Source organism: Priestia aryabhattai B8W22 (assembly GCF_000956595.1).
Taxonomy (GTDB): Bacteria; Bacillota; Bacilli; order Bacillales; family Bacillaceae_H; genus Priestia; species Priestia aryabhattai.
The window spans coordinates 1-17,379 of the sequence record NZ_JYOO01000024.1; the positions used below are offsets into that span (position 1 = coordinate 1).

The following is a 17,379-nucleotide window of genomic DNA, read 5'->3' on the forward strand; positions in this document are numbered from 1 at the left end:
CTTAAGCTTTTTTTAGCATTACGATGTTTGAAGCGCTTCTTTTAAGTCATCATTAGATAACGTCCAAACTTCTTCATTATGAGACTTCAAAAACTCGCGAAGCAAAGCCTTAGACTTGTTATCCATCTCTTCTACCATAATGCGTCGTTTTAAAGATTTATCCATTTTGTTCACATGTTCAGGAAGTGACTTATAGCCGCGGCGAATTTCACGATCAACGGTCATTTCACATGCTGTCATACCTGCGTAGTAAGGTCCTTCTTGCTTGCGATCAATCGTTACCCATACGAGCCAATATAACTTGCCGTTTGGCACCTCGTCTTTATTCGGTAAGAACTTAATCCCTTTTTCTACTACACTTCTTGCATGCATCGCACCGATATCCACAAATACTTCTTCGTCGCTCGGACAAACAAAAACGGGTGAAATGTTTTCTAAACTTAACGCTCCAACTCCGTAGCCACCGTGGCCGTCGGTTGAATCGTCTTTTATGATATTAAATCCTATACTTTTCTTTTTTGGCTGAGTCATAGTAAGCCTCCTCTATTCATTAAATCAGTGGTGCTAATATCTGCTGAAAGATATTCATAACAAACGTTGCTGCTCCGTTTAGAAGCGGCCAGATCACAATTCGATCCAGAGGTGTAATCACAAGAATCAAAAACACAAAAATACCCCAAGACTCATACTGCGTCATTTTAGCTCGCGTAGACGGCGGAACGAGATCCTCAATCACGCGGTAGCCGTCTAAAGGCGGAAAAGGCAACAAGTTAAATACACCTAGTGTTAGGTTTATTTGAATAAATAATGTAACAAAACGATAAAGCGCATCGTTGTCCACTGCGGCATTATTCATCGAATAGTAAATAAGCAAGCCGATAAATGCCAATACCAAGTTGCTAAACGGTCCCGCTATCGATACTAGAATACCAGCTAAACGAGGCTTTTTAAAGAAATAGCGATTAACAGGAACCGGCTTTGCCCACCCAAAACCTGCAATAATTAACAAAAGCGTTCCAAATGGATCTAAATGAGCCAGCGGAGAAAGCGTTAGCCTTCCTTGCTTTTTAGCCGTGTGGTCTCCAAATAAATAAGCTACATATGCATGTGCAAACTCATGCAGTGTGAATGCAACAATAAGGGTCATCACCACGTAAGGAAGATCTTGCAATGAAAAAGCTAAAAAATGTTCCACTCTTTATCTCCTTTATTTTAAAATAATTTCTACACATCATATCTACTAAATAAAACGTTTGCTTACGCTAAAAAGGATACAAGGCTTCTTTAATATGGCCTCAAAGGTCTCAAAAACCAAACATGGGCTCCCTTTGGCCACACCTGGTTTTCTGCATCGATGTTATGATAAAAGTATACTACAGATTATGACCTGCATCACTACCTCATACTGTCATTTTATTCAGAAAACGGGTACACTAATCATATACTGACCAAAAAGGAGTGTACACATTATGCCAGTTGTAACTGTTAAGATGCTTGAGGGGCGTACAGATGATCAAAAAAGAGCTCTTGTTGAAAAAGTAACGGATGCTGTTGTAGAAACAACAGGTGCATCACCTGAAAAAGTATCCATTATCATCGAAGAAATGTCTAAAAGCCATTATGCTGTAGCAGGCAAGCGCATGAGTGATCAATAACGCCTACATAAAAAAGATGCCATAGGAGTTGACCTATGGCACCTTTTTAATGCACAGACAGAGTTGCCTGAAGTTTTTCAATATATTCGTATGCTTCTGCAATGTCTTCTTCTGTATAATTTTGCTTACGCTTTAACGTAAACACTTTTTCTTTTACTTCTTCTTTAGGTAAATTATCAAAATATAAAATCGTAGAGACGAGCTCCAAAAATTTAGAGCTTTGTTCGTTCATATCCTTCATACATTCCTGCAAGTGAGGAAGCTCCAAGTCATAATGACTTAAAAATCCTTCTCCCGCTTCTGTTAATACGTAGCGATACTGCATATACCCGCCTTTTTTCTCTTTAATTTCACTTAAAAAGCCTAAGTTACACAGCTCTTCAATTCGAAGCGTTAATTCCTCAGAATAAGGCCCAAAAAAGTGAAAATTATACTTTTCATAAAAAGGAAACTTCAGTTTTTTTCCGATAAATATCATCTTTTGTAACTTTTTTCTGCCAACAACTTCTCCCGCCGCGGAAAATACTTTCACAATCTTTGCGTGATCGTTTAACACAGCCCCTTCAACTCCTATACTATTTAACTCTGATCTCCTTTTAGTAAGTTTATAATCTGATCTTTAACTTTTCGCTTAGACGACAATTGATCAATGAGATCTTGTGGAAAATATAATTTATGATCGGTTCTCTTTTTCCCTGAAATTGCTTCAACAATCTCCGACTGACGTGATAATTCACGCACTTCATTATTTGGCATCAACAGATGAATCGGCAAACGTTCTTCTTCTTCACCCGGTCGATAAAAATCGTATGGTAAGTCGCTTGAAGAATCGACGACTAAATAATAATCTGGGTTAATGCCCGCTTTTTTAAAAAGTGTTGTAAGCTCCATCCACATTTTCATTTGTGAATTTGGATTAAACTCAATGTATTTAAAAAGCTGACGATTCATAAATCTTCGGCATAGATCAGATAAAATTTCATCCTCTTCTTCTTCCCATGCTTGAAAATAAAATAAAATAACAGATTCATCTAATTTCAAATACTCTTTTAGCGATATCTCTTCTTCAAAAATCGAATAAAAATGAGTGGGCTCCTGCTTGAATTCATAGTAATGATGATGGAGCTCTTTCGCACGATGTAAAATTTTTGTCAAAATAACTTCAGCACTTCTCGTAACAGGATGAAAATACACTTGCCAGTACATTTGATAGCGGCTCATAATATAATCTTCAACCGCATGCATACCGCTGTGTTTAATCACGGCTTGATCTTCCCGAGGACGCATAACACGAAGAATTCGTTCCATATCAAAGTGACCGTAGCTTACTCCTGTGTAATACGCATCACGCTGCAAATAATCCATGCGATCTGCATCAATTTGACTGGAAATTAAACTAACGACAAGCTTATTTTCATATGTTTTCGCGATTACTTCGGCCACTTTTTTAGGAAAATCCTTTCCTACTTTCGTTAACACTTGATTTACCTCCGTGTCACCTACGATAATGGCTTGTGTAAATTCTTCATGATCTAAGTGGAAAACCTTCTCAAACGAATGTGAAAACGGACCGTGACCTAAATCGTGCAGTAAAGCAGCACAAAGACAAAGAAGACGCTCATCTTCATTCCATTCAGGGCGTCCTTGAAAGCCGTCATCAATAATACGGCGCACAATTTCATAAACACCTAAGGAATGACTAAAACGGCTGTGCTCAGCCCCATGAAACGTTAAGTATGTCGTTCCTAGCTGTCTAATACGACGGAGCCTTTGAAATTCGGCTGTCCCAATTAGCTCCCAAATAACACGATCTCTTACATGGATATAGCGGTGAACAGGATCTTTAAATACTTTTTCTTCACTGAGTTTTTCATTAGGATATGTCATTTACATACCTCTCTATCTTCACTTTGTTGTTGCTATAATTTTTCGACACTCACTTCCTATTTTCCTATTCAGAATAAAAAATCACCTTGTCAAGCAACCAAGGTGATTTACCTAACAAACAAGGCGATTCTGTTTGTAAGAAGCTCGTTCGACAAATAAGTAGCAGAAAAGCAGCTATTTATTGTTTCACTATCTATTTTTTTACTTTTTTCTCAATCTTCTCGATTAGTTCATCCTCTGTTGGCGCTGCTACAGGACGGTTGTTTACAAATGCAAATGACTTTTTACGTCCGGGCCCACAGTAAGACTGGCAACCGATTTGTACTTCAGCTTGTTCATCTATTTTTTTAAGTCGAGGTAACAACGTTTTGACGTTTGTTGCCTGACAATCATCACAAATTCTAAATTCATTTGCCATGTTGACACAATCCTTTCAAAATTGGTTCATCATTTTGTCTAAGGGGTATTTTACCCCTATTTGAAGTCCGATGCAAGTTAAAGAAAGAAGCAAAATCTATCATACTCCTAGAAGAAATGGTATAAAGTATGGATTTTTTGTACATGATGATACTACAAAACATGATTACTATGAGTCATGGAAAATAGAGGAGTGAACAAAGTGAAAGATAGACAAGATGCTTGGACAGAAGAAAACGACTTATTATTAGCTGAAACAGTATTGCGCCATGTCCGCGAAGGAAGTACGCAGCTGAATGCGTTTGAAGAAGTTGGAGATGAATTAAATCGAACGTCAGCAGCATGTGGATTCAGATGGAATGCTGTGGTACGCCATCAGTATGAAAAAGCACTGCAGCTGGCTAAAAAACAGCGAAAACAGCGCATGCGTGCACTTGGACAAGAGCAAGGCAAAAAGAAATTATTATATACGCCACCAGCATCTGTAGAGCATGTGGAACAAATGATGTCTGCACCTACAGCAACATATAGCTTATCTGAAACACAAGTAGAAAAAAGCAGCAGTGAAGAGCTTTCAATGGCTGACGTTATTCGCTTTTTGCAAACAATGCCAAATCAAGCGAGCAATTTACAGGCATTGCAAAGTGAAAACAAACGCTTGATGCAAGAAAATGCAGAGTTAGCTAAGAAAAACACAGAGTTGGAAAAACAAATTAAACATCTCGAAGCTAATGCTACTACTATTCAAGAAGACTATGAAACATTAATGCAAATCATGAACCGTGCGCGGAAGTTAGCTCTATTTGATGAAGAAGAACGTTCTTCTACTACGTTTAAAATGGATCGTAACGGAAATCTTGAGAAAATGGCTGAATAAGCTATACGAACGAAGAAAGAGAGATGCCAAACTTGGCTCTTCTTTCTTCTTTTTCTATTTTACAGACAATGATATGACGCCTTTATGCTATAATATGTTCGTTTACTGTTTATAAAGGGGTTTGAGATATGCAGCAGAATAGTTTAAAACTTTTAGCACAGCCCGCTTGGCGTATTATTGATCAATCCAGTCTAGGTCCTCATTTTGATGCCCGTCATTCTTTTGCCATCGATGACACGCTTTGTACAACCGTTGGAAGAGGTGAATCTCCAGCTGTCATGCGCTCATGGGTTCATCACGATACGATTGTATTAGGCATTCAAGATACAAAGCTCCCTCACCTAGCTGAAGGTGCAGCTTATTTAAATGAACAAGGGTATAAAACAATCGTCCGCAATTCAGGCGGCCTCGCTGTCGTACTTGATCAGGATGTTCTAAACATTTCTTTAATTTTTCCAGATGCCGAAAAAGGAATTGATATTGATCGTGGCTATGAAGCCATGTTTGATTTGATTAAGGCCATGTTTGCATCTTACGGTACCGCAATTGAAGCGAAGGAAATCGTAGGCTCCTATTGCCCTGGCAGCTTTGATTTAAGCATTCGCAATCAAAAGTTTGCAGGCATTTCACAGCGACGCGTTCGCGGCGGAGTGGCTGTACAAATTTACTTATGCGTTAACGGAAGCGGCTCTAAACGCGCTTCTCTCATTCGAGAGTTTTACAAAAAAGGTCTCCAAAACACAGAAACTAAATTTTCATACCCAGATATCCAGCCTCATACAATGGCTTCTCTATCTGAGCTATTACAGATTGATTTAACCGTTTCTGATGTCATGCTGCTTTTATTGCAAACACTAAATAGCATGAGCTCTTCTCTTGTAAATATGCCTTTAAATGCTACCGAACAAGAGCTGTTTGAGACGCAGCTGCAGCGCATGTATGACCGCAACGAAAAAGCATTGGGTTCATTAGCCGAATAAAAAAACTCCGCCCTAGGACGGAGTTTTTTTATTAAAGTGCTTGAGCTGCTGTGATTAAAGCAAGCTTGTACACATCTTCTTCGTTACAACCGCGAGATAGATCGTTTACCGGTTTGTTTAGACCTTGTAAGATTGGACCTACTGCTTCGAAGTTTCCTAAGCGCTGTGCAATTTTGTAACCAATGTTACCTGCTTCAAGGCTTGGGAATACAAATACATTTGCATCTCCTTTGATCACTGAACCTGGTGCTTTCTTTTCAGCTACAGAAGGAACAAATGCTGCATCGAATTGGAATTCGCCGTCTAATGTTACGCTTGGTGCTAATTCTTTTGCAATTTCTACTGCGTTTGCTACCTTTTCTGTTTCCGGAGATTTTGCTGATCCTTTTGTTGAGAAGCTTAGCATAGCAACACGAGGATCGATATCGAACATTTCAGCTGTACGAGCACTTTCGATAGCAATTTCAGCTAAATCTTGGCTGTCAGGTGAAATATTGATTGCACAGTCAGCAAATACGTATTTTTGGTCGCCGCGAACCATGATAAATACGCCAGATGTTTTCTTAACACCTTGTCTTGTTTTGATAATTTGTAGAGCAGGTCGCACTGTGTCTGCTGTAGAATGCGCAGCTCCGCTTACAAGACCGTCAGCTTTGTTCATGTGAACAAGCATTGTGCCAAAATAATTTTCATCTAATAAAATTTTGCGAGCATCTTCTTCTGTTGCCTTGCCTTTACGACGCTCAACAAATGCTGCAACCATTTCATCAAATTCAGAGTAGCTTTGAGGATCCAAAACCTCAACACCGTCTAATTTTACATTTAGTTCTGCTGCTTTTGATGCTACAGCTTCTTTATTTCCAACAACGATAGGCTTTAAGATATTGTCGGCAGCTAAACGAGAAACAGCACCTAATACGCGCTCATCTAATCCCTCTGGGAATACGATTGATACATCGCTAGCTGATACTTTTTGTTTTAAACCTGTAAATAAATCACTCAAAGTAAATCCTCCTCGATATGTAAAAAACTTTTCTCATAATAGGATACTCCACTTTTTTTAAAAATCAAAGGCATGTCCTTCAAGAATCCATGATTACGAAAAAGTCTTTTAATTCTTAATTTTCCACTAACACCTAAAATAAAACCTGTTTTTACTTTGTGACAATTGTTTAAAGTTTAGTCACAAAATCACAGGTTTTTCATTCCAGATCTTCGGACAAACTATGATATAGTAGAATTGGAATTTATCATAATCGGACAATAGGAGTGAAACGAAATGGCAGAAGCAGCACAAACATTAGACGGTTGGTATGCACTTCATGATTTCCGTTCAATCGATTGGGGCGCTTGGAAGCAGTTATCAAGCGATGATCGTCAAGCGGCTATCCATGAATTTTTAGGATTGATTGAGAAATGGAAAGGAACTGAAGCTGAGCAGCAAGGCAGTCATGCTTTATATACCATTGTCGGTCAAAAAGCAGATTTTATGCTAATGCTTGTTCGTCCTACTATGGAAGAACTAAATGAAATTGAAACAGAATTTAATAAAACAAAGCTTGCTGAGTTTACCATTCCTACTTATTCATATGTATCAGTAGTTGAATTAAGCAACTACTTACCTGCCGGTGAGGATCCTTATGAAAATCCTCAAATCCAAGCTAGACTATATCCAACTTTACCAAAAGCTGGTCATGTTTGCTTTTATCCAATGGATAAACGTCGTCAAGGAAATGACAATTGGTACATGCTTCCTATGGAAGAACGACGCAGCTTAATGCGCAGTCATGGAATGATTGGACGTCAATACGCTGGAAAAGTAAAGCAAATCATCACGGGTTCTGTTGGTTTTGATGATTACGAGTGGGGCGTTACTCTTTTTGCAGATGACGTACTTCAATTTAAAAAATTAGTATACGAAATGCGTTTTGACGAAGTAAGTGCTCGCTACGGGGAATTTGGCAGCTTCTTTGTGGGAAATTTATTAAAAGAAGAAGCTATTGCACGCTTTTTACACGTGTAAACTAAGCCGCAAAAGCGTTCATCTCTTTTGTAACGCCTAGAGCAATGAACATCAATGAGCTTCACCTGTAAAAAACCTGTTTCCAAGTGGAAACAGGTTTTTTATTTTCTAGCCATGGCATATTCGCACTTGCAGGACCATATATATACAACAGTGTCACAAGTAAGCGAGGTGGGATAATGGCAGTCGTTGCACACAACGAAGAAGATGTTAAGCTCCTAGCCAGACTCATTCGAGCTGAAGCTGAAAGTGAAGGAAAACAAGGGATGTTACTGGTAGGAAATGTAGGCGTGAACCGCGCTAAAGCTCCCTGTTTGGATTTTAGAAATATAAGAACCATTCGTCAGATGGTGTTTCAAAACCCAGGCGGATTTGAAGCAACTCAAAAAGGCTACTTTTACCAGCGTGCCCGCCAGTCTGAAATTACACTTGCACGACGTGTATTAAGAGGGGAACGTTTTAACCCCGCGGAAAACTCACTGTGGTTTTTCAAGCCCAGCGGCGACTGTCCTGCTCAATGGTATAACCAAAATAACACAGGACGATTTAAATCTCACTGTTTCTTTGCACCAACTCAAACTGATTGTCCAGGAGTTTACTAATTTCTTTTTGTTTGAAGGAGGTTCCTATGAAAAAACCAAAGTCTAATCAACCGCAACAGCAATATATGCAAAATCCGTATATGAGTCCAAACTACCCTTATTATATGCCTCAGCCGCAGCAGCCCCAACCAGGCGGCCAGCAGGTTCAAGGGCAAAGCCAAGGAGGTCCGCCCCCTACCTCTTCTGGAGGCAGTGGTGCCCCGCAAGACCCAAATCAACTGCCCATTGAAGAATCATATATTGAAAATATTTTACGTTTAAATCGAGGAAAAATAGCGACTGTATATATGACGTTTGAAAATAATACGCAGTGGAACGCGAAGGTCTTTAGAGGAGAAATTGAAGCAGCCGGACGCGATCATATCATTTTAAGTGATCCGCAAACTGGCACCCGTTATTTACTGCTTATGGTTTATCTCGATTACATTACTTTTGAGGGTCCAATCAAATATAATTATCCGTTTAGCGGTGGAGGAGGCCAGCAGTTGAGCAATTATTCTCCGCGTTAAAAAAACCCCTTTTCAGGGGTTTTTTTATAGCCATTTTACAGCTGCAACAACAATTAAAATCCAAGCCACAATAAACGCTACTCCACCTAGGGGAGTAATTGCACCGAGAACTTTAATGCCGGACGTACTTAATACATAAAGACTGCCTGAAAACAGCACAATCCCTGCGAACATAATCCAGCCCGAAGCTGTTAACAAAGAAGACTGAGGAAATTTGCTTAATAGAAACGCAATGACAAACAGCCCCATTGCATGGAACATCTGGTACTGCACTCCTGTTTTCCATACCTCTAAATACTTCTCTGAGATTTTCCCTTCTAACCCGTGTGCTCCAAAAGCACCAAGAGCAACCGCTAACATCGCATTGATTGCACCGATTATTAAAAATAGTTTCATTTTTTTCTCCTCACTTTAGAAATCAAACAAACTATCGCCGTTTGCATCATCTGATTTCAATTTCGTTCCCTCAAAATTAGGTTTGGATGACTGAATAATCTGTTGCTGCATAATCTCAGGCGATTGCATAATTTCCGGTGAAGACATGACAACAGGTTTTGAAACCGAGACAGGTTTCGATACTGGAACCTCTTCATTTTGATCTAATGCAAGCTCACACAGTGCTTTTATGGCAACCAATTGATCTCGAACGTTCGCACTATTCGAATGGTGCTTTGCTTTTTGTACTTCTGCACCAATTTTATCAAGGAGCTGCGCCATTTTTATATCCATGTAGACACCTCATCTTACATTCAATATGACTTTATACAGCTATTTTATCAAAAGATGAAATAGGAGGCTATGTCTGAAGCTAATCTTCATGAAATGCTCACTTTTACACATCATCAATTTGCCAATCGATGGATTGACGTCCGTGTTGGAGCAAAAACTCATTTGCTCGTTGAAAATGATTATTGCCAAAAAAGCCTCGATTAGCTGAAAATGGGCTAGGATGCGGGCTTTCCAAAATTAAATGATGGGAATGATGAATGAGCTCTTTTTTAGCTTGTGCATGTTTGCCCCACAGCAAAAACACGACTGGCTCCTCTTTTTGTGCCACTAATTCAATAATGCGGTCGGTCAGCTGTTCCCATCCTTTTCCTTTGTGAGAATTCGCTTCTCCTTTTCTAACTGTTAAAACAGTGTTAAGCAAAAGAACACCTTGTTCTGCCCATTTGACTAAATAACCGTTATTCGGAATGTGATAATCCATTTCATTTTTCAGCTCTTTGTAAATATTCACTAAAGAAGGCGGTGTTTTTACTCCTGGCTGAACAGAGAAGCTCAGTCCATGCGCTTGATTTGGTCCATGATAAGGATCTTGTCCCAATATGACAACTTTTACATTTTTATAATCCGTATAGTGTAAAGCGTTAAAAATATCATATTTATCAGGGTAAATGGTGTGGTGATTATATTCATCCACTAAGAATTCTCGAAGCTGTATGTAATAGTCTTTTTGAAATTCTTCTTCTAATAAAGGAGCCCAGTCATTTTTTAAAATACTCATTGCTTATCACCTCATAATAATCTTTTTTGTTATTTTATCGTAAACTCTGCCCCCTGCTCAAACGTTGCCTGCTTTAAATATGCTGAGAGCCTGGGCATATTTTAATATTGTCATGTTCAATGAAACTTTGTATACACTTATAAAGAGTGTATTTTTATATTAAAGGAGGGATTCCATATGATCATCAGCAATCCCCACCAAATAGACGTAACCTACAGCCTGGGTGTTACACCCGTTGAACCGATGATACCAAGAAAATACACCGTTTTCCCAGGTCAACACACTTCTGTTCCTTCCATTCAAATCGGCATTGAATTTGCCTACGATCATATGCAAAAAGAGCGGAACGAATATTTAGCATCCTTCGTCTTCGATAAAGGTTTTTATTCCCTTACTGTGTATTATTACATCGGTGCGCATACATCAACAGATGAAACCATTACACGCTACCTTCACTTTTTAGAACAGCTCCCTGTCATTCTATCGTCTATCTATCACGCTGATGCTTCTTTTTTCGAAAAACATCCACTTTTAATGCACTGTCCTACTTTTTATCATTGCCGATAGCCCTGAGCTGCCATTTTCAACAAAAAAATCTATCGGTTCCCTGTATCAATATAAATAAATGAGAAAAGCTACTGTTAAAATAACAGTAGCTTTTTCTCCGTATTCGAAACAAAATACTTTTAAACTTGTTAAAAACATGGAATAATAACTACAAATTGTTTTAATCTATTTGCGTTAACCCTTTAAAATCGTTACAATTTATTAGTAGTTCTATACATAAAGGAAAAGGTAAACAAGCAATCATTCGTTTGTTTATAAAGGCCGGGTTTAACGGGCAATGAATCCCCAGATTTCATTTAAGTGTTGTCTGTTAAAGCGGAAAAAAATTGAACGTAACTACGACAAAGTGAGGTCCTAGAAGTAATGACAAATGTACAACCAAAATCCATTATCGTAATTTTTGGCGCTACAGGTGATTTAGCAAAACGCAAGTTATTCCCCTCTATTTTCCGCTTATATAAAGCGAACAAACTATCGGAAGATTTCGCTGTTGTTGGTGTCGCAAGAAGACCTTGGACTAATGACGAATTACGCGAAAATGTAAAAAAATCAGTGAGCAGTTTCAAAAACAGTGACGCTGACATTGAAAAGTTTGCTTCACATTTTTATTACCAACCGTTTGACGTAACAGATGTCGCTTCTTATCAAGAATTAAAAAGCCTAACAGAAAGCCTTGATGAGCAATACAACGTGCCTGGAAATCGTATTTTCTATCTAGCAATGGCACCTGAATTTTTCGGAACAATTGCTTCGAATTTAAAAAATGAAGGTTTAACACAAACAGAAGGTTGGAGTCGCCTAGTCATTGAAAAGCCGTTTGGCCATGATTATCCTTCTGCTAAAGAATTAAATGAACAAATTCGCCATGCATTTAAGGAAGATCAAATTTATCGTATCGACCACTACCTCGGTAAAGAAATGGTGCAAAATATCGAAGTTATCCGTTTTGCAAATGCTCTATTTGAACCGATGTGGAACAATCAATACATTTCAAACATCCAAATTACGTCTAGCGAGACGCTTGGTGTAGAAGATCGTGGCCGTTACTATGAATCTTCAGGCGCCCTTCGAGATATGGTACAAAACCATATGCTTCAAATGGTGGCCCTGCTTGCAATGGAACCGCCGATTAAATTAACACCGGAAGAAATTCGCAGTGAAAAAGTAAAAGTACTGCGTGCTCTTCGCTCTTTATCAGTGGATGAAGTAGATGATTATTTTGTACGAGGCCAATACGGCAAAGGTGTACTTGAAGGAGAAGAAGTTATCGGCTATCGCGAAGGAAACTCGGTTGATCCTGAGTCTAATACCGCAACGTTTGTATCTGGTAAGCTTATGATTGATAACTTCAGATGGGCTGGCGTACCGATTTATATCCGTACAGGTAAACGCATGAAAGAAAAAGCAACGACAATTGTTGTACAGTTCAAAGACTTACCAATGAACCTGTACTTCAATAAAGATAAAGAAATTCATCCAAACTTGCTTGTCATTCATATCCAACCGGAAGAAGGCATTACGCTTCACTTAAACGCGCGTAAAACGCCAGGTGCCACATCATCCACACCGATTAACTTGAACTATTGCAATAACTGTGGAGATAAAATGAATACACCGGAAGCTTATGAACGCCTTATTTATGATTGCATGCTTGGAGATGCAACGAACTTTACTCACTGGGATGAAGTAGCCCTTTCTTGGAAATTTGTTGATACTATTTCAGAAGCATGGGAAAGTACAAAAGCACAAAACTTCCCGAACTACGAATCAGGTTCAATGGGACCAAAAGAATCAGACGCATTGCTCGCTGAAGACGGTTTCCACTGGTGGCCAGTCGGAGAAGACAACTTCTCACCTAAAGAGTAAATAAAAAAAAGCAGCTGTAGTATACAGCTGCTTTTCTTATTTTTTATTTTAACCACTCAGTATGGAATACGCCCTCTTTATCAACACGTTGATATGTGTGAGCTCCGAAGTAGTCACGTTGCGCTTGTAAAAGGTTCGCTGGTAGCGTTTCTGTACGGTAGCTGTCATAGTAAGCTAATGCACTTGAGAAACTTGGTACAGGAATACCTTGTTTAACCGCAATTGAAATAACTTCACGAAGAGCCGATTGATAGCCTTCTACAATATCCTTGAAGTATGGGTCTAACAATAAGTTTGTTAGATCTGCATCGCGATCGTAAGCTTCTTTAATTTTTTGTAAGAATTGTGCACGGATGATACAACCACCACGGAAGATCATTGCAATATCACCGTACTGTAAATTCCAGTCATATTCTTCAGAAGCTGCTTTCATTTGAGCAAACCCTTGCGCATATGAACAAATTTTACTCATGTACAATGCTTTACGAATTGCTTCTACTAATTCGGTTTTATCGCCTTCAAATGCAGCTGCATTAGGACCGCTCAATACTTTGCTTGCTTTTACACGTTCTTCTTTCATAGCTGAAATAAAGCGTGCAAATACAGATTCCGTAATGATTGGTAGTGGTACACCTAAATCAAGCGCACTTTGGCTTGTCCATTTACCTGTACCTTTTTGACCTGCAGTATCTAAAATAACGTCTACAAGTGCTTTTCCTGTTTCTTCATCTTTTTTCGTAAAGATATCAGCTGTGATCTCAATTAAGTAGCTATCTAGCTCGCCTTTATTCCATTCAGCAAATACTTCATGTAATTCATCTGTTTCTAAGCCTAATACGTTTTTCATAATGAAGTATGCTTCACAAATTAACTGCATATCGCCATACTCGATACCGTTATGAACCATTTTCACGTAGTGACCTGCACCATTTGGTCCAATGTACGTGCAGCAATCATCGCCTTCAACTTTCGCTGAAATAGCTGTTAAGATTGGTTTTACAAGTTCATATGCTTCTTTTTGTCCGCCAGGCATGATTGAAGGTCCTTTTAATGCGCCTTCTTCTCCGCCGGATACGCCTGTACCGATGAAATGGATACCTAATTCTTCTAGCTCTTTGTTACGACGAATTGTATCCTGGAAGAATGTATTTCCGCCATCGATTAAAATGTCGCCTTTTTCTAAGTATGGTTTTAACGAATCAATTGTTGCATCTGTAGCAGCACCAGCTTTAACCATTAATAAAATTTTACGCGGTTTTTCAAGAGAATTAATAAACTCTTCCACACTGTATGTACCTGCAAAATTTTTACCTTCTGCTTCTGTTTTTAGGAACTCTTCTGTCTTTTCAGGAGAGCGGTTATAAACTGAAACAGAATAGCCTCTGCTCTCAATGTTTAGCGCCAAGTTTTTCCCCATAACCGCTAAACCGATAACACCGATTTGTTGTTTTGCCATGTTAAATTCTTCCCTTCATGTGTAATATGAATTGGTCAACCTAATCGTAACTGAACATATCATAAAGAAAGTTACAGATTCAAGTTTGATATAACCATAATCATACGTTTTATTATACACACTTGAAAAGAATCATGCTCACCGAACATTGATTATTTTGAAGAAAATTTCGATAAAATAAGTGAAATGAACGCAGTTACTAATCATCCGTACATTCTTAACTACTTTTAGACGCATTTTAACATTTTCTTAAACAATTACTTTTGTTAAAATATTAAGCAGTTAATCATTTCAACGAATTGATGATCAACACGGTTGTTACCGTTTTACTATATTTACTGCAGCTAAAAAGGCCGCACTAGTACTTATTTTGTTTTATGAAGAGGGATTTTATATATGACGAAACCAATCAAAGATCCGTTCAAAGAAAATTTTGATACGCTTGAAGAATTCGCTGATCGCATTAGCGAGGTATTGAATTGTCCTATTACGATTGAAGATGCTAATCATCGCTTATTAGCTTATAGCACCCATGACGAAAGAACGGACCAGGCGCGTATTGCCACGATTATTGGAAGAAGAGTTCCGGAAAAAGTCATCAACAACTTATGGAAAGAAGGCATTATTCCTAAACTACTTGAGACAAATGAACCTGTGCGAGTGAAAAATATAAATGAAATTGGGCTTGGAGATCGTATAGCTATTTCCATCTGGAAAAATGAAGAAGTTCTAGGATTCATCTGGGCTGTTGAAATTGAGAAAGCCTTAGGCGATGAAGAAGTAGAACTATTAAAAAAAGCTGCGAATGTATTAAAAAACAAATTGCTGCAGCTTCAAATTCGAAAATATAAACGAGAAGAGCGCTCACAGGAATTTTTCTGGAAATTATTAACTGGTCATATTAAGTCTCGCCAAGAAATTTCAGAAGCGTTTTATGAAGCTCAAATTACGGCTCCATCAACGTTTTCCATTGCTATCTTCCGCTTCCAAGAAGATATTACGCCTGAAGCTGAACGCCAAATCTCGTATATGTTAAAAACAATGCATCGCTTGAAAATCGTTCTTTATACGATTGATTGCAATGATTTAATCTTACTGCTTTCTTTGGATGCGGTTGAAAATCCTCTTGATGAACAGCGAGATTTTGTAGACTATTTTAGAGGTAACATGTATGAACGCTTTGATGTTACTCAAATTAAAGCCAGCTGCAGCAGTATTTATTCATCGCACGATCATATCGAAAAAAGCTATAAAGAAGCCTTGAACGTATTAGATATGAAAAGTAAGTTTCCAGAAGAAACGAAAGAGATTATTAACTATCAAGAATTAGGTATTTATCAATTTCTAGATGTTATTTTAGACAAGCGCGTGCAAGATCAATTTGAAAACCATTCTTTAAAGAAGCTAACTGATTACGATCTTCGTCATAATAGCAACTTGGTGGAGACTCTCGAAGTATTTTTAAATAATGATAATAACATTAACGAAGCAGCCAAAGAATTAAATGTGCATATGAATACACTTAGCTATCGGTTAAAGCGAATTTCCGAGATTGGTGATATCAACTTAAAGGACGTTAATCAAAAAATGACTCTTTATATTGATATTAAGTTAATGAAATATAAAAAATAACAGATAATGTAACTTCTTTTAACATTGAGCTATTCATTTATTAGAAAATAAATGAATAGCTCTTTTTTTACCTTTTATTTCCTTATGATGTTAGGTGGCCTTACATAAAAACCAAAAATTCCGATAAGTAAGCGTTTACATTTGTGTGTTTAAACAAAAACCACTTCTTCAATTCTTCTTTCTAGACAAAGAAATTCCACAAAACTTTCTTTATACTAAAGGTACACAAACGACCAAGGGGGAAATTAATCATGATTATTGGCGTACCAAAAGAAATCAAAAACAACGAAAACCGAGTAGCGATTACACCAGCAGGCGTAGCATCATTTGTTGGTACAGGTCATCGTGTATTAATTGAAAATGAAGCGGGTATTGGAAGTAACTTCACAAATGAAGATTATGTAAAAGCTGGAGCTGAAATTGTTGAGACAGCAGCTGACGTTTGGGCACAAGCTGAAATGATCATGAAAGTAAAAGAACCATTAGCAAGTGAATACGGTTATTTTAGACCAGGTCTTATCTTATTCACATACCTTCACTTAGCAGCTGAACCAGCACTTGCAAAGGCATTAAAAGATAGCGGCGTAACAGCTATTGCTTATGAAACAGTGGCGGTAAATCGTACATTGCCTCTATTAACACCTATGAGTGAAGTAGCAGGTCGTATGGCTGCTCAAATCGGTGCACAATTCCTTCAAAAATCAAACGGTGGAAAAGGAATTTTATTAGCAGGCGTTCCCGGAGTTAGCCGCGGAAAAGTAACGATTATTGGAGGCGGCGGTGTTGGTACAAATGCTGCAAAAATCGCAATCGGCCTCGGTGCTGATGTAACAATTATTGATTTAAGTCCTGAACGCCTACGTCAATTAGACGATATCTTTGGCAACCAAATCAATACGCTAGTTTCAAATCCTTATAATATTGCGGATGCAGTAGCAGAGTCAGATTTAGTGATTGGCGCAGTATTAATCCCAGGTGCAAAAGCTCCAAAACTAGTAACAGAAGAAATGGTGAAATCAATGAAGCCAGGTTCTGTTATTGTTGACGTAGCAATCGACCAAGGTGGTATCGTTGAAACAATCGATCACATTACAACACACGATCAGCCGACGTATGAAAAGCACGGTGTTGTACACTATGCAGTTGCAAACATGCCGGGAGCTGTTCCTCGCACGTCAACGATTGCTCTAACAAATGTAACGGTACCTTACGCACTTCAAATTGCTTCTAAAGGTGTTCACAAAGCAATCGCTCAAAACGAAGCGTTAAAATTAGGAGTGAACGTTGCAAACGGAGCCATTACGTACGAAGCAGTTGCACATGATTTAGGTTATGATTATGTATCAGTAGACGTAGCTCTTGAAAAAGAATTAGCTTCTATCTAATAAATAGTGAAAAACG

At 38.3% G+C, this 17,379-nt stretch carries 20 protein-coding genes; 10 read left to right on the top strand and 10 right to left on the bottom strand.

The genetic code is table 11. The annotated features are described in order from the left end of the window. Positions 1-18 precede the first annotated feature (18 nt). Together N178_RS17870 and N178_RS17875 are read right to left on the bottom strand one after the other, a co-directional pair. Positions 19-531, bottom strand: coding sequence for a YwhD family protein (locus N178_RS17870; RefSeq protein WP_045293872.1), 513 nt, complete (start codon positions 529-531; stop codon positions 19-21). A 19-nt stretch (positions 532-550) separates the two neighbouring features. Beyond that, entirely contained in the window at positions 551-1,195 is a 645-nt protein-coding gene (locus tag N178_RS17875; protein WP_045293873.1) for a site-2 protease family protein, read from the bottom strand. Positions 1,196-1,469: 274 nt separating this feature from the next. Between N178_RS17875 and N178_RS17880 the strand changes: the two genes are divergently transcribed. After that, positions 1,470-1,655, top strand: coding sequence for a 2-hydroxymuconate tautomerase (locus N178_RS17880; RefSeq protein ID WP_045293874.1), 186 nt, complete (start codon positions 1,470-1,472; stop codon positions 1,653-1,655). 46 nt (positions 1,656-1,701) lie between these two features. Here N178_RS17880 and N178_RS17885 read toward each other — a convergent pair whose 3' ends face one another. From N178_RS17885 to N178_RS17895, 3 genes are all read right to left on the bottom strand, one after another. Beyond that, positions 1,702-2,211 (bottom strand): YwgA family protein, encoded by a 510-nt coding sequence (locus tag N178_RS17885; protein WP_013085498.1) that lies wholly within the window; start codon positions 2,209-2,211, stop codon positions 1,702-1,704. Between the two features lie 23 nt (positions 2,212-2,234). Next, entirely contained in the window at positions 2,235-3,542 is a 1,308-nt protein-coding gene (locus N178_RS17890) for an HD domain-containing protein (protein ID WP_013059849.1), read from the bottom strand. A 193-nt stretch (positions 3,543-3,735) separates the two neighbouring features. Then, complete coding sequence (locus tag N178_RS17895) at positions 3,736-3,960, bottom strand: YuzB family protein (protein ID WP_013059850.1); 225 nt, start codon at positions 3,958-3,960, stop codon at positions 3,736-3,738. Positions 3,961-4,161: 201 nt separating this feature from the next. Here N178_RS17895 and N178_RS17900 point away from each other — a divergent pair, with 201 nt between their 5' ends. Together N178_RS17900 and lipL are read left to right on the top strand one after the other, a co-directional pair. Further along, on the top strand, positions 4,162-4,836 hold the full coding sequence (locus N178_RS17900) for an RsfA family transcriptional regulator (protein WP_013085499.1): 675 nt from the start codon (positions 4,162-4,164) through the stop codon (positions 4,834-4,836). Between the two features lie 128 nt (positions 4,837-4,964). Further along, complete coding sequence (gene lipL, locus N178_RS17905) at positions 4,965-5,816, top strand: octanoyl-[GcvH]:protein N-octanoyltransferase (RefSeq protein WP_045293875.1); 852 nt, start codon at positions 4,965-4,967, stop codon at positions 5,814-5,816. A gap of 31 nt (positions 5,817-5,847) precedes the next feature. On the opposite strand, the gene pta is transcribed toward lipL, so the two are convergent. Then, a complete protein-coding gene (gene pta, locus N178_RS17910; RefSeq protein ID WP_045293876.1) occupies positions 5,848-6,819 on the bottom strand; it encodes a phosphate acetyltransferase in 972 nt (323 codons plus the stop codon). A gap of 276 nt (positions 6,820-7,095) precedes the next feature. On the opposite strand from pta, the gene hemQ reads away from it, so the two are divergent. The 3 genes from hemQ (at position 7,096) to gerQ (ending at position 8,950) form a co-directional block, all read left to right on the top strand. Continuing rightward, on the top strand, positions 7,096-7,839 hold the full coding sequence (hemQ, locus tag N178_RS17915) for a hydrogen peroxide-dependent heme synthase (RefSeq protein WP_045293877.1): 744 nt from the start codon (positions 7,096-7,098) through the stop codon (positions 7,837-7,839). Between the two features lie 179 nt (positions 7,840-8,018). Beyond that, positions 8,019-8,441, top strand: coding sequence for a cell wall hydrolase (locus tag N178_RS17920; protein WP_045293878.1), 423 nt, complete (start codon positions 8,019-8,021; stop codon positions 8,439-8,441). Positions 8,442-8,467: 26 nt separating this feature from the next. After that, complete coding sequence (gene gerQ, locus N178_RS17925; RefSeq protein ID WP_045293879.1) at positions 8,468-8,950, top strand: spore coat protein GerQ; 483 nt, start codon at positions 8,468-8,470, stop codon at positions 8,948-8,950. A 24-nt stretch (positions 8,951-8,974) separates the two neighbouring features. Here gerQ and N178_RS17930 read toward each other — a convergent pair whose 3' ends face one another. From N178_RS17930 to N178_RS17940, 3 genes are all read right to left on the bottom strand, one after another. Continuing rightward, positions 8,975-9,346, bottom strand: a complete 372-nt coding sequence (locus N178_RS17930) for a DUF423 domain-containing protein (RefSeq protein WP_013059856.1) — start codon at positions 9,344-9,346, stop codon at positions 8,975-8,977. A gap of 15 nt (positions 9,347-9,361) precedes the next feature. Continuing rightward, on the bottom strand, positions 9,362-9,667 hold the full coding sequence (locus tag N178_RS17935; protein WP_237758522.1) for a YwdI family protein: 306 nt from the start codon (positions 9,665-9,667) through the stop codon (positions 9,362-9,364). A gap of 115 nt (positions 9,668-9,782) precedes the next feature. Next, positions 9,783-10,457, bottom strand: coding sequence for a uracil-DNA glycosylase (locus tag N178_RS17940; protein WP_013085506.1), 675 nt, complete (start codon positions 10,455-10,457; stop codon positions 9,783-9,785). 177 nt (positions 10,458-10,634) lie between these two features. On the opposite strand from N178_RS17940, the gene N178_RS17945 reads away from it, so the two are divergent. Both N178_RS17945 and zwf read left to right on the top strand, forming a co-directional pair. Further along, positions 10,635-11,024 (top strand): staygreen family protein, encoded by a 390-nt coding sequence (locus N178_RS17945; RefSeq protein ID WP_237758523.1) that lies wholly within the window; start codon positions 10,635-10,637, stop codon positions 11,022-11,024. 363 nt (positions 11,025-11,387) lie between these two features. After that, positions 11,388-12,890, top strand: a complete 1,503-nt coding sequence (gene zwf / locus N178_RS17950; RefSeq protein WP_013085508.1) for a glucose-6-phosphate dehydrogenase — start codon at positions 11,388-11,390, stop codon at positions 12,888-12,890. A 43-nt stretch (positions 12,891-12,933) separates the two neighbouring features. Here the strand turns inward: zwf and gndA are convergent, their stop codons facing one another. Continuing rightward, positions 12,934-14,346 (bottom strand): NADP-dependent phosphogluconate dehydrogenase, encoded by a 1,413-nt coding sequence (gndA, locus tag N178_RS17955; protein WP_013059861.1) that lies wholly within the window; start codon positions 14,344-14,346, stop codon positions 12,934-12,936. A gap of 396 nt (positions 14,347-14,742) precedes the next feature. On the opposite strand from gndA, the gene N178_RS17960 reads away from it, so the two are divergent. Both N178_RS17960 and ald read left to right on the top strand, forming a co-directional pair. Further along, positions 14,743-15,978 (top strand): PucR family transcriptional regulator, encoded by a 1,236-nt coding sequence (locus N178_RS17960; RefSeq protein ID WP_025752458.1) that lies wholly within the window; start codon positions 14,743-14,745, stop codon positions 15,976-15,978. A 251-nt stretch (positions 15,979-16,229) separates the two neighbouring features. Continuing rightward, positions 16,230-17,363 (top strand): alanine dehydrogenase, encoded by a 1,134-nt coding sequence (gene ald / locus N178_RS17965; RefSeq protein WP_045293883.1) that lies wholly within the window; start codon positions 16,230-16,232, stop codon positions 17,361-17,363. Positions 17,364-17,379: the final 16 nt, after the last annotated feature.

Coding starts and splice junctions, on each gene's coding strand:
- N178_RS17960 (WP_025752458.1), top strand. CDS start 14,743: ATGACGAAACCAATCAAAGATCCGTTCAAAGAAAATTTTGATACGCTT.
- N178_RS17930 (WP_013059856.1), bottom strand. CDS start 9,346: ATGAAACTATTTTTAATAATCGGTGCAATCAATGCGATGTTAGCGGTT.
- lipL (WP_045293875.1), top strand. CDS start 4,965: ATGCAGCAGAATAGTTTAAAACTTTTAGCACAGCCCGCTTGGCGTATT.
- gndA (WP_013059861.1), bottom strand. CDS start 14,346: ATGGCAAAACAACAAATCGGTGTTATCGGTTTAGCGGTTATGGGGAAA.
- N178_RS17870 (WP_045293872.1), bottom strand. CDS start 531: ATGACTCAGCCAAAAAAGAAAAGTATAGGATTTAATATCATAAAAGAC.
- N178_RS17895 (WP_013059850.1), bottom strand. CDS start 3,960: ATGGCAAATGAATTTAGAATTTGTGATGATTGTCAGGCAACAAACGTC.
- N178_RS17880 (WP_045293874.1), top strand. CDS start 1,470: ATGCCAGTTGTAACTGTTAAGATGCTTGAGGGGCGTACAGATGATCAA.
- zwf (WP_013085508.1), top strand. CDS start 11,388: ATGACAAATGTACAACCAAAATCCATTATCGTAATTTTTGGCGCTACA.
- gerQ (WP_045293879.1), top strand. CDS start 8,468: ATGAAAAAACCAAAGTCTAATCAACCGCAACAGCAATATATGCAAAAT.
- N178_RS17940 (WP_013085506.1), bottom strand. CDS start 10,457: ATGAGTATTTTAAAAAATGACTGGGCTCCTTTATTAGAAGAAGAATTT.
- ald (WP_045293883.1), top strand. CDS start 16,230: ATGATTATTGGCGTACCAAAAGAAATCAAAAACAACGAAAACCGAGTA.
- N178_RS17945 (WP_237758523.1), top strand. CDS start 10,635: ATGATCATCAGCAATCCCCACCAAATAGACGTAACCTACAGCCTGGGT.
- N178_RS17935 (WP_237758522.1), bottom strand. CDS start 9,667: ATGGCGCAGCTCCTTGATAAAATTGGTGCAGAAGTACAAAAAGCAAAG.
- hemQ (WP_045293877.1), top strand. CDS start 7,096: ATGGCAGAAGCAGCACAAACATTAGACGGTTGGTATGCACTTCATGAT.
- N178_RS17920 (WP_045293878.1), top strand. CDS start 8,019: ATGGCAGTCGTTGCACACAACGAAGAAGATGTTAAGCTCCTAGCCAGA.
- N178_RS17890 (WP_013059849.1), bottom strand. CDS start 3,542: ATGACATATCCTAATGAAAAACTCAGTGAAGAAAAAGTATTTAAAGAT.